The organism is Pseudomonas sp. WS 5078 (assembly GCF_012985745.1).
Lineage (GTDB): Bacteria > Pseudomonadota > Gammaproteobacteria > Pseudomonadales > Pseudomonadaceae > Aquipseudomonas > Aquipseudomonas lundensis_A.
In genome coordinates, this window is the sequence record NZ_JAAQWX010000008.1 from 166,811 (window position 1) to 178,559 (window position 11,749).

10 protein-coding genes are annotated in these 11,749 nt (G+C 58.5%); 1 reads left to right on the plus strand and 9 read right to left on the minus strand.

Features of this window, described 5'->3' with window-relative positions:
• From HBN68_RS13125 to HBN68_RS13140, 4 genes are read right to left on the minus strand one after another with little or no spacing between them, the layout of a single operon-like run.
• Entirely contained in the window at positions 1-1,035 is a 1,035-nt protein-coding gene (locus tag HBN68_RS13125; protein WP_094994181.1) for a LacI family DNA-binding transcriptional regulator, read from the minus strand.
• 3 nt (positions 1,036-1,038) lie between these two features.
• Positions 1,039-2,016 (minus strand): ABC transporter permease, encoded by a 978-nt coding sequence (locus HBN68_RS13130; RefSeq protein ID WP_094994182.1) that lies wholly within the window; start codon positions 2,014-2,016, stop codon positions 1,039-1,041.
• On the minus strand, positions 2,013-3,566 hold the full coding sequence (locus HBN68_RS13135; protein ID WP_169964327.1) for a sugar ABC transporter ATP-binding protein: 1,554 nt from the start codon (positions 3,564-3,566) through the stop codon (positions 2,013-2,015). The genes HBN68_RS13130 and HBN68_RS13135 overlap by 4 nt, the downstream gene beginning before the upstream one ends.
• Before the next feature lie 53 nt (positions 3,567-3,619).
• Positions 3,620-4,573 carry a sugar ABC transporter substrate-binding protein gene (locus HBN68_RS13140; protein WP_169964325.1) on the minus strand — a complete coding sequence of 318 codons (954 nt, stop codon included), beginning with the start codon at positions 4,571-4,573 and terminating at the stop codon, positions 3,620-3,622.
• 440 nt (positions 4,574-5,013) lie between these two features.
• Here HBN68_RS13140 and HBN68_RS13145 point away from each other — a divergent pair, with 440 nt between their 5' ends.
• Positions 5,014-6,093, plus strand: coding sequence for an asparaginase (locus HBN68_RS13145; RefSeq protein ID WP_094994185.1), 1,080 nt, complete (start codon positions 5,014-5,016; stop codon positions 6,091-6,093).
• Between the two features lie 83 nt (positions 6,094-6,176).
• Here HBN68_RS13145 and HBN68_RS13150 read toward each other — a convergent pair whose 3' ends face one another.
• The 5 genes from HBN68_RS13150 to HBN68_RS13170 all read right to left on the minus strand — a co-directional run bounded on the left by HBN68_RS13150 (position 6,177) and on the right by HBN68_RS13170 (position 11,699).
• On the minus strand, positions 6,177-6,398 hold the full coding sequence (locus HBN68_RS13150) for an MbtH family protein (RefSeq protein WP_047275172.1): 222 nt from the start codon (positions 6,396-6,398) through the stop codon (positions 6,177-6,179).
• Positions 6,399-6,481: 83 nt separating this feature from the next.
• Positions 6,482-7,888, minus strand: coding sequence for an aspartate aminotransferase family protein (locus HBN68_RS13155; protein WP_094994186.1), 1,407 nt, complete (start codon positions 7,886-7,888; stop codon positions 6,482-6,484).
• A gap of 225 nt (positions 7,889-8,113) precedes the next feature.
• Positions 8,114-9,526, minus strand: coding sequence for a D-serine/D-alanine/glycine transporter (cycA, locus tag HBN68_RS13160; RefSeq protein WP_094994199.1), 1,413 nt, complete (start codon positions 9,524-9,526; stop codon positions 8,114-8,116).
• A 161-nt stretch (positions 9,527-9,687) separates the two neighbouring features.
• Positions 9,688-11,022 carry an ATP-binding protein gene (locus HBN68_RS13165; RefSeq protein ID WP_169964324.1) on the minus strand — a complete coding sequence of 445 codons (1,335 nt, stop codon included), beginning with the start codon at positions 11,020-11,022 and terminating at the stop codon, positions 9,688-9,690.
• Positions 11,019-11,699, minus strand: coding sequence for a response regulator (locus HBN68_RS13170; protein ID WP_094994187.1), 681 nt, complete (start codon positions 11,697-11,699; stop codon positions 11,019-11,021). The genes HBN68_RS13165 and HBN68_RS13170 overlap by 4 nt, the downstream gene beginning before the upstream one ends.
• Between the last annotated feature and the right edge of the window lie 50 nt (positions 11,700-11,749).

An 11,749-nucleotide genomic window follows, 5' to 3' on the forward strand; every position in this document is an offset into this window, starting at 1 on the left:
TCAACCGATGGATTGCTGAAGGCGTTGCCGGGCGATCGCTCGGTACGGCCCGGTGGATTCACGTAGCACTAAACTCGGCGCAACGATTAACTGCTCAACAGATCGCGCGGGCGTTGCAATACGCTGCAACAAAACCCGTGCAGCGGTTTCCCCCAACTGCAGGATTGATTGACCTACCGTCGTCAACGCCGGGTACACATACCGGCTCAGTTGAACATCATCAAAGCCGATGACAGACAGTTGCTGCGGCACCTGAATCTGGCGTTCAGCGGCCGCACGCAAGACACCAATGCCCATCATGTCGTTGCACGCGAACACGGCCGTAGGCGGATCGTCGGTCAACAAGCGATTGGCTGCGACATAACCGCCTGTACAACTGAAATCACTTTCCACCCTCCAGTGCGCCGCAGGCTCGATCCCGGCCTCGTTCAAGGCTCGCAGATACCCGGCCTGTCGCAGCTGCGCCACACTGTTAAGCGCTGGGCCGCCAATACAGGCAATCGCCCGATGACCCAGCTCAAGCAAATGACGGGTCGCTAGGTACGCTCCCTGCTCATGATCGATTCGCACCAGATCGGCGTCGATACCTTCCAGGCTACGGTCAACAATCACCATGGGCGTGCGGACCCCTGATAAACCGCTGGCCAGTCCCAAATCACCGCCCGCAGAAGCAACTACCAGACCGTCCACACGCTTTTCCAGCAACACCCGCAAGTAGTTGCGCTGCTTATCCGGATCGTCGTCGCAATTGCAGAGGATCACGCAGTAGTTATTACGCTCACAGTAATCCTCGATTCCCCGTGCCAACTCGGCGAAGTAAGGGTTGAGACTATTAGCCACCAGCAAACCAATGGTGGCGGTGCTTTTGGCTTTCAGGGAGCGCGCTACAGCGCTCGGTACGTAATCCAGACGCGCAATGGCTTCTTCCACTTTCAACCGCACCGGCTCGCTCACCGGCCGGGTCTTGTTCAGCACATGGGACACCGTTGTGTAGGAGATCCCCGCCATTGCCGCCACATCTTTGATGGTTGCCATTGCTTAATTCCGTCGCCGTGCCCGTTGACTGCGGTAAGTATCCAAAATCACTGCCATCACAATGACAGCACCGGTGATGATACGCTTGGTCGGATCGGTCGCGCCGATCTGCGCTAACCCTGCAGCCAGGACCGAGATAATCAGCACCCCAAAAAACGTGCTGATGATAGAACCGCGGCCGCCCATCAGGCTGGTCCCGCCAATGACCACCGCAGCAATCACTTGCAGCTCCAGCCCGGCCCCCGCGTTAGGGTCTGCGGCCTCCAGACGCGAGATCTGAAATAAGGCTGCCACCCCGGCCAGCAGCCCCATCAGGCTGAATACCAGAACTTTGTAGGGCTTGGGGTTGATGCCGGCCAGGCGGACCGCCTCTTCATTGGTGCCGATTCCGACCAGGTAGCGTCCGAACACCGTGCGGGTCAATATCACCTGCGCGACCACGATGACCAGCAATGCAATGATGAAAGACGGCGCAATGCCAAACGCAATTGGATCGGACAACCAGGCGAACGCGTCGCCAATATAGGCGGTGCGCGATCCGGTCATTTGATAAGCAGCGCCGCGGGCCATTTCCAGCACGCCCAGCGACACGATAAACGAAGGAATGCGCCAAGCGACGGTGATCGACCCCGTGAGCGTACCGACCGCAGCAGCGCAGCCCATGCCCAACAATGCGGCTGGCAAGACACTCCAGCCCCACCCCAGGATCGCCACACTCACCACGGAGGCCGCCAGCGCCAGCACCGAGCCGACGGACAGATCAATGCCGCCGATAATCAAGACAAAGGTCATGCCCACGGAGAGCACCATCAGGTCAGGAATCTGATTGGCCAAGGTGCTCAACGTACCGTAAGAAAAGAAGTGATCGCTCAGACTGGAGAAGAGCACGATCATGGCCAGCAAAGCGCCAGCCAACCCCACGTACGTGCCCATACCGTAAAAACTGTGCGCAGCGTTGCGCGGCGAGGAAGCGGTGTTCATGCAATGTCCTTGGGCGCCACTGACGTCAGTGGTGCATCGTGTGTTTGATAACCGGCAAACGCAGCCGCCAGCAGTTGTTCCTGACTCCAGCTGTCGCGCTCAAAGGTAGCGGTCAAGCGCCCCGCCGACATCACCCCGATGCGGTCACAGATCAGCATCAATTCCCGCAGGTCGCTGGACACCACCACCACTGCCTTGCCCTGTCGGGTCAACTCCGCGAGCAAGCGATAGATATCGAACTTGGCCCCGATATCAATGCCGCGCGTGGGCTCATCAAACAGCAACACAGCGCAGTCGCGCTCAAGCCAGCGGCCGATCACGACTTTCTGCTGATTGCCCCCCGACAATTGCGCGACGATCTGCTCGGGCCCGGCACAGCGAATGCCCATCGCATCGATCTGGCGCCGGGCCAGCGCACGCTCTTGCGCCCCCTTGATGAAACCCGCACGCGACAGCTGTTGCATATTGCCCAAGCCGATATTGGCGCTGATGGGCAAGCTCATCAGCAAACCTTCGCCCTTACGGTCTTCGGTAATCAATGCAATACCGTGCCTGACAGCGTCCATCGGGCTGCAAATAGGCGCGGGTTGCAGGGGGGTGCCCACCGCGACCGTGCCACTGTCAGCGTGGTCGGCGCCATAAATCAGGCGCAACAACTCTGTGCGCCCTGCCCCGATCAGGCCAGATATGCCGAAAATCTCACCCTGGCGGACCTCAAACGACACATCCATAACCTTGGTCCCACGGCCCAGCCCTGAAACCCTCAGCGCAGGCTCCCCCAGAGGGCGCTCACCCATCTCCAGGTGATCGCCCAGCTCGCGCCCGACCATCAAATTGACCAGTTGCTGGCTGTCATAGTTGGCAATGGGCTCGACACACACCAGATGCCCGTCACGCAGCACCGCAATGCGCTGGGCTACCCGTGCCAGCTCTTCGAGCCGGTGAGAGATGTAAACAATCGCTACGCCCCGGGCCTGTAACCGGGTGATCTGGATAAACAACAGCTCGACTTCGCGGGCCGTGAGCATGGCCGTGGGTTCGTCGAGGATCAACACCTGACAGTCGCCAATCAGGTTGCGGGCGATTTCCACCATCTGCTGGTGCCCAACCCCCAACTCACCCACCATTGTGTCGGGATCAATGGCGTCAAGGCCGACCTGTGCCATTGCCTCAATCGCAGCCGTACGCAAGCGCTTGCGGTTGATCCACCCGGCGCTGGCAGGCAGATTGTCGAGAAAGAGGTTTTCCGCCACGGTGAGCGTCGGCAGAAGATTGAGTTCTTGCATCACCATGCGCACACCCAGGCGCTCGGCTTGCGCGCGGCTGCCGGGCGCATAAGGCTGGCCGTTGAAATGCATCTGGCCGGTGGAGGGCATTTCAAGCCCGCCAATGATTTTTGACAAGGTGCTTTTCCCAGCACCGTTCTCCCCCGTCAACGCCAATACTTCGCCGCGATACAGGGTCAGGTCGATCGCACTCAGAACAGGTTGCGCATAGGTTTTACCTATGCCGCGCACTGAAAGCGCCACGCCAGCATCTGGATTTGCCATCAAACATCTCCGGGCACCCGGTCAAACACGCAGGTGCCGAGGGCATGGATAGATTAGGGGGTCGTGATCAGCTCAACCGGCGTGGCAATGACACCGTCTTTTAGTGCGTCGACTGGCGCTTTGCTGATTAGCTTGAGCGCGGTCTGAATCCCAAAGACAGCCTGCTGGGCGGCCGCCTGGTCTGCGGTGGCCAGCACACGACCGTTCTTGAGCATCGGCTTGATGGCATCGATGTTATCGTAACCGACCACCAGCACTTTCCCGGCCTTACCGGCTGCGCGGATGGCCGATACCGCGCCAATCGCCATGCTGTCGTTGCCCGCCAACAGAGCCTTCACGTTTGGATACTCGCTAAGAATCGCAGCGGCCTGCTTGTTGCCCCCTTCGATTTCCCAATTGCCGGACTGCGTGGACACCACCTTGATTTGCGCCGCGTTCATGGCGTCCGTGAAGCCAGCCGTGCGTTGCTGCGCGTTGGTGGTGGTCGAAACACCTTCAATGATGGCCACTTCGTCGCCAGCGTTGAGTTTGCTCGCCAGGTACTCACCCACCTTGCGCGCGCCAGCCCGGTTATCAGGCCCTACAAACGGAACATCCATCTTCTTACTTTTAAGCACTTGCGGGTCGAGCTGGTTATCGATGTTTACCACGACAATCCCGGCATCCTGGGCTTTTTGAAGGGCGTTGATCAACGCCTTGGAATCAGCCGGAGCGATCACCAGACCATCGACTTGGGCAACGATCATCTGATTGATGATGTCTAACTGCCCCTGCGTATCGGTTTCGTTTTTGATGCCGTTGGAAATCAACACAAAATCAGCCGGGTGCTGTTTTTGATAATCCTCGGCACCCTTGGTCATGGTGACAAAAAACTCATTGGCCAATGACTTCATGACCAGTCCGATTTTTGGGGGGGTGGGAGAGTCGGCGTGCGCAAGCGGAAGGGAAAACGAGGCCGCTGCAAACAAGGCGACGGCGAGCAAGCGTCCAGCAAAGGGCAGCTTCATGGGAGTACTCCGATCTTATGATTATTGTGAGCAACATCCTGTTTGCACGGGCTGCCAACGCATTGACAGAGTCGCTTGACCGGAAGCCGTGAAGGCACTCAAGTCAGCGAAAAAAAGACCGCGCAAACGTTTGCTTGAACCTCACTATGAAAACGCGTCTGGCATTTGTCAATCACAAAAATCGGCGCCATTAAACCGACGAATGGACGACTTTCCGTACGAAAAGTTACCTCTAAATTCGGCAACCCGTCTCCAAAAACCTGAACAATCACTCTATTTTTAATTTTTATTCATATAAATCAATTACTTATAAAAACTCAAAGCGATCCGATCTGGCTGGCACAAAATATGCCTTTATATGACCAGCATGTGGCCAGTGGATGGCACGTGCCGTGCTAGGTGTATGTGCATCAGCACTCTCATCATTAAGAGAGAACATAATGAAAAAAGCTGTGTTGAAATCCATTGTTCCGGGCGCTTTGGCCCTTTTGCTGGTCATGCCAACCGTTCACGCACAAGAAGCCGCTGCCAAGCCGAATGTGATCATTCTGGCCACCGGCGGCACCATCGCAGGCGCAGGCGCCAGCGCTGCCAACAGCGCAACCTACACCGCTGCCAAAGTGGGCATCGATCAACTGATCGCAGGTGTGCCCGAGTTGAGCCAGTTGGCCAACGTGCGTGGCGAACAAGTGATGCAGATCGCCTCTGAAAGCATCACCAACGACAACCTGTTGCAATTGGGCCGCCGTGTTGCCGAACTGGCCGACAGCAAAGACGTCGATGGCATCGTGATCACTCACGGTACCGACACACTGGAAGAGACCGCCTACTTCCTGGACCTGGTTGAAAAGACCGACAAGCCAATCGTGGTGGTGGGCTCGATGCGTCCGGGCACCGCAATGTCCGCTGACGGCATGCTGAACCTGTACAACGCCGTTGCTGTAGCAGGCAGCAAAGAAGCCCGTGGCAAAGGCGTTCTGGTCACCATGAACGACGAGATCCAGTCGGGCCGCGATGTCAGCAAAATGATGAACATCAAGACCGAAGCGTTCAAAAGCCCATGGGGCGCATTGGGCATGGTGGTTGAAGGCAAATCCTACTGGTTCCGCTTGCCTGCCAAGCGTCACACCATGGACTCTGAGTTCGACATCAAGAACATCAAGAGCCTGCCAAACGTGGGTATCGCCTACTCGTACGGCAACGTTGATGACACCGCCTACAAGGCACTGGCTCAATCCGGCGCCAAGGCCATCATTCACGTCGGCACCGGCAACGGCTCGGTTTCGTCCCGCGTAGTGCCGACCCTGCAAGCATTGCGTAAAGACGGCGTACAGATCATCCGTTCTTCCCACGTGAACGCTGGTGGTTTCGTACTGCGTAACGCAGAGCAACCTGATGACAAAAACGACTGGGTCGTTGCACACGACCTGAACCCACAAAAAGCCCGCATCCTGGCCATGGTCGCCCTGACCAAAACCCAGGACAGCAAAGAGCTGCAGCGGATTTTCTGGGAATACTAAGTCACTCGGATTCCTTACCGTGTGAGCATTATAAAAGCCAACTGACACCGTTATGTCAGTTGGCTTTTTTGTGAGAGCGCGATTCAGTGCGTTGCCACGGCATCCATCTTTTGGCGCAGGCTCAGCGGGCGCATGTCCGTCCACACCTCTTCGATGTAGGCCAGGCATTCCGGCTTCAGGCCGCTCTTGCCCACGGCACGCCAGCCGTTCGGAATGGCTTTGTAGTCAGGCCAGATCGAATACTGGTCCTCGTGGTTCACCACCACCTGAAAAAGAATATCGTCGCGGTCAAATACTGAACTCATGTGCGGGTCTCCATCGCATTAGGCAGGCTGCGCCAACACGCGCAGCAGGGGTCATAGAACAAACGAGCGACCATCACCGGGAATTAGAGCCGGGCGATGGCAGCCGCCAAGGCATTGCCAAAAATGGCAGCCACTTGATCGATCTCGGCGCCGGTGATGATCAGCGGGGGCAGGAACCGCACCACACTGCCGTGGCGCCCCCCCAGCTCCAGAATCAACCCGCGCTTGAGGCACTCACGCTGCACCAACGGCGCCAGACGGCCGAATGCTGGCGGGTGGCCCAATGCGTCAGGCATGCCAGTCGGGTCAACCAGTTCCACACCCAGCATCAGCCCGCGCCCCCGAACGTCACCCACTTGCGGGAAGTCGCGCTGCAAGAGGTGCAAGTGCTCACTCAGCCGCTCACCCATGGCTGTCGCATGCGCTGCCACATGATGTTCCTTGAGGTAGCGCATCACGGCACTGCCCGCGGCCATGGCCATCTGATTACCGCGGAAAGTACCGGCATGGGCGCCAGGCAGCCAAGTGTCGAGCCACTGGCGATAGACCACCACCGCTAACGGCAAGCTGCCACCAATGGCCTTGGACAGCACCACCACATCAGGCACGATGCCAGCATGCTCAAAGGCAAACATCTTGCCGGTGCGGGCGAAACCGCTCTGAATTTCATCAACGATCAAAGCCACCCCGGCCTGTTCCGTGATGCGCCGCAGCCCCCGCAGCCAGTCCAGGTCGGCCGGAATCACGCCCCCCTCGCCCTGCACCACTTCTACAATCACGGCAGCAGGCAACTGCACACCGGCTTCCGGATCACTGAACAGGGTGTGCAGGTAACTCAAATTGGCCTTGACCCCTTGCTCCCCCCCGAGGCCAAACGGGCAACGGTAATCGTAGGGATACGGCATGAATTGCACGCCATTACCCAACAAGGCGGCCATGGGCTGCTTCGGGCCAAGGCTGCCCATCAGGCTCAAGGCACCCTGACTCATGCCGTGATAGCCGCCCTGAAAGGAAATCACCGTGTTGCGCCCGGTGGCCGTGCGCACCAGCTTCAACGCAGCTTCCACCGCGTCGGTGCCTGTAGGGCCACAAAACTGGATTTTCGCTTCTTGGGCCAAGGCGTCCGGCAAGAGGCCAAACAAGTCTTGCACAAACTGATCCTTGACCGGCGTGGTCAAGTCCAGCGTATGCAAAGGCAGCCCCTCGTCCAGCACCCGGCGGATCGCCTCGATCACCACAGGATGGTTATGCCCGAGCGCCAACGTGCCCGCGCCTGCCAGGCAGTCGATGAAACGTCGGCCTTCCACGTCCTCGACATACAACCCCTTGGCGCGCTTCAACGCGAGCGGGATACGTCGCGGATAACTGCGCGCATTGGATTCTTGACGGCTCTGGCGGGCCAGCAAGGGAGATTCTTCAAATCGATACAGCGTTTCGGTCGTACTGACCCGAACCGGCTGATTGTCGACAAGACTGGTAGCGACTGACATTTGCGGGACCCTCAATGCGCTGAAGAGATTGACCAACACTGCTGACCTGCGAGGACTTTCGCGGTACGAATAATCGCTGCAGGCTTTCCTGCTTTGGAAACGCATTGGCAGGGCCCGGATTTAGAGGTGAATCGCAGAATCCCCGCGCTATGGATCGCTAAAACGACAAAGGGGATGGCACCTTGCAGGCCATCCCCTTTGTTTCAAACAGCAGCACACTGCGCGTTATTGCACAGGCTTAGTGACCTGCTGCTTGTTGCGCACGATAGACCGGTAGGCCAGCCCTAACAGCAGGAACCAGCCCGGCACTGCGTACAACGCCTGCCGCGTGTCGTCCTCCAGCGCCAACAACACCAAAATGAACGCGAAGAACGCCAGACACACCCAGACCATCACTTTGCCGCCCGGCATCTTGTAACGCGATGCCTGATGCAAGTCTGCGCGTTGTTTGCGATAGGCCAGGTACGACAACAGAATCATCGACCAGACAAACATGAACAGGGTCGCAGACACCGTGGTGATCAGGGTGAAGGCTTGCATCAGGTTAGGGATCAGATAAATCACCAACGCCCCGGCCAGCAGGCAAATGCAAGAAAAAATCAGCCCGTTGGATGGCACGGCACGTTGCGACAGGTGCTTGAATTTCTGCGGTGCGTCACCTTCCAGCGCCAGGCCGTAGAGCATACGGCTGGTGGAAAACACACCGCTGTTGGCCGACGAAGCAGCCGAGGTCAACACCACGAAGTTGATGATTCCTGCCGCAGCCGGAAGCCCCGCCAGCACGAACAACTCAACAAAAGGGCTTTTGTCCGCCACCACGTCGCGCCACGGGGTAACAGCCAAAATCGCAATGAGCGCGAACACGTAGAACATGATGATCCGCAGCGGGATCGAATTGATCGCGCGGGGCAAATTACGCTCGGGATCTTTGGTCTCGGCCGCAGTGGTGCCCGCCAGCTCGATACCGACAAACGCAAATACGGCGATCTGGAACCCGGCAAAGAAGCCCATCAGGCCATGGGGGAACATCCCGCCGTCATTCCACAGGTTACTCAGCGTGGCGGCGTGCCCCGCAGGCGACTGATAGGCCGTTACCACCATGTACAAGCCGGTGCACACCAACGCGCAAATGGCGACGATTTTGATCATGGCAAACCAGAATTCCAGCTCACCGAACATCTTCACGGTGATCAGGTTCAGCGACAGCAGCAACGCCACGCACCCGACAGCAGGCATCCATAAGGGGACGCCCGGAAACCAGAATTGGGTGTACCCGGAAATCGCGACTACATCCGCAATGCCCGTGACGATCCAGCAAAACCAATAAGTCCAGCCCATGAAATAACCGGCCATCGGCCCCAGCAGGTCCGCCGAGAAATCAATGAACGATTTGTACTTGAGGTTGGATAACAGCAACTCACCCATCGCGCGCATGACAAAAAACAGCATGAAGCCAATGATCATGTACACAAAAATGATCGAGGGGCCCGCCAGGCTGATGGTTTTGCCCGACCCCATGAACAGGCCGGTGCCGATGGCGCCGCCAATGGCGATCAGTTGAATGTGGCGGTTGGACAGACTGCGCTGGAGTTCGTGAGGTTCACCGACAGGCGGGTGATCAAACGCTGAATCCTTCAATGTTTTTTTACCTTGCAAGTGGATTTTTCTTATAGGTGGAGTTGACTTAACCCCCTCATAAACCGAGAGGTACTTTAAAGGCGACGCGCAGGCAAAACACTGAGCTGCATCAGTGCTTGCCGGACTGTCCTGCAGACAGGAAGGATCATGAAAAAGCGGCCTTACTGGCCGCTTTCAGTTTGCAAGGGCATGCGCAACTCAACCCGCAGCCCGTCGGGCTGACTGTCAAAGCTCAACCCACCGGCGCAGCGCTCGACAATGGCCTGCACGATGGCCAGCCCCAACCCGCAGCCGTTGCTGTTGTCGTGACGCCAAAAACGTTGGGTCATGTGCTGCAAGGTCTCAGGCGAAATGCCGGGGCCGTGATCGCGGACGACAAAATACACATCTGTGGCCACTACGCGAAGTGTCAATTCGACGCGGGTATCGGCCGATGTATGCCGCAGGGCGTTCTCAAGCAAGTTGCGCAAAGCTGCAATGGCCAGCACGGACGGCACTTTAAGCGGGGTCTCGGGCAGATTCGCGGGCACATTCAGGACAATGCGATCCGCCGCCCCGCTGGCCGCATCATGAATGGCCAGACGCGCCACCTGCTCGGGCGAGCATTGGACACCGTCATCGAATGACAAACTGCCTTCGACCCTGGCCAGCAACAGCAGTTGCTCAAGGGTACGGTGCAAGCGGTCGGCCCCGGCTTCAGCGTGGGCCAGCGATTGCTCGCGGGCAGCGCCCTCGGTCATGCGTGCCACTTGCAGGTGGGTTTTAATTGCCGTCAGCGGGCTGCGCAACTCGTGCGCGGCATCGCCGGTCAAACGCCGCTCGCGCTCAATGGCCTTGGCGATACGGGCCAGTAACTGGTTTTGTGAATCGAGTAACGGTTGCAATTCGCTGGGCAGCGGGCTGATTTGCAAAGGCTGCAACGAATCGGCATCGCGGCGCATCAGGGCATCACGCATCCGTTTGAGCGGTGCCAACCCTTGCCCGATGCCCAGCCACAGCAGTAATAAACAGCCCACCAACGCCATGCCCACAGGCACTGAAGCCGCCAGCAGCACTGACAGATTCAACGCCTCCCGCTCCACCTGACGATCGGCTGTGGTGATGCGCAGGTCGCCACGGTCCAGGGTAAAGGTGCGCCAGGCGGCACCGTCGATGATTTGATCGCGAAAACCGGTGGATTCGGACTGCATCGGCTGATCCGGGTTGTTATGGCTGCGGGCCAGAATCTCCCCCCGCAAGGAGCTGACCTGACAGGCCATGCCACCGGGGATGGTCAGTTGTTCAGCGCTGAAATGCGTGCCCTCGCCTTTTACCGGCAATTGCGGCAATTGCTCCAGCAGCCCGGCGACCATCCGTGCAGAGGCCACAAGCCGCTGATCGAGGGAAAACATCATTTGTTGACGCAGATCGCTGAGCATCCATGCCGCCGCGAGCATCCAGATCAAGATGAACGCCGAACCAATGGTCAGGCTTAACCGCAGGCGCAGGCTCATCATGCCTCGGGCTCGTTGCCATCGGCCGGACCCAGGCGATAGCCAAGACCACGCACGGTTTCGACGATGCCATTACCCAATTTGCGGCGCAGGTGGTGGATATGAACGTTCAAGGCGTTGCTCTCCAGCTCGTCACTGAACCCGTAAATACTGTCTTTGAGTTGCTCGGTCGACAGCACCCGCCCCCGGTTATGCAGCAAGGCTTGTAACAACGCCTGCTCGCGGCGCGACAGGTCCACGGGCTTGCCCCCCAACAACGTGGCGCGGCTGCTGGGGTCGTAGGTCAGGCGGCCATGCTCGATGAGGTTGACGCTACGCCCCGCCACACGGCGCAGCAGCGTGTGCAGGCGCGCGGCCAGTTCGCGCAGGTCGAATGGCTTGAGCAGGTAATCATCGGCGCCAGCCTGCAGGCCATCCACCCGGTCGGTCACCGCATCCCGCGCAGTCAATACCAGGACCGGCAGCTCAAAGCCCTGCTGGCGCAATTGTTGCAGCAGCTTGAGCCCGTCCTCATCCGGTAACCCGAGGTCCAGCACCATGGCATCGAACGCGGCGGCCTTGAGCATCGCGCGCGCCTTGCCAGCGGTGTTCACGTGCTCAACCGTCATGCCCTGAGCCGTCAGCCCGGCCACAATGCCGCTGGCAATCAGTTCATCGTCTTCGCAAACCAATACGTGCATGCAGATACCCGCGTAAAGAGACCAATTTAAGGGCGCTGGGATTAAGGCCC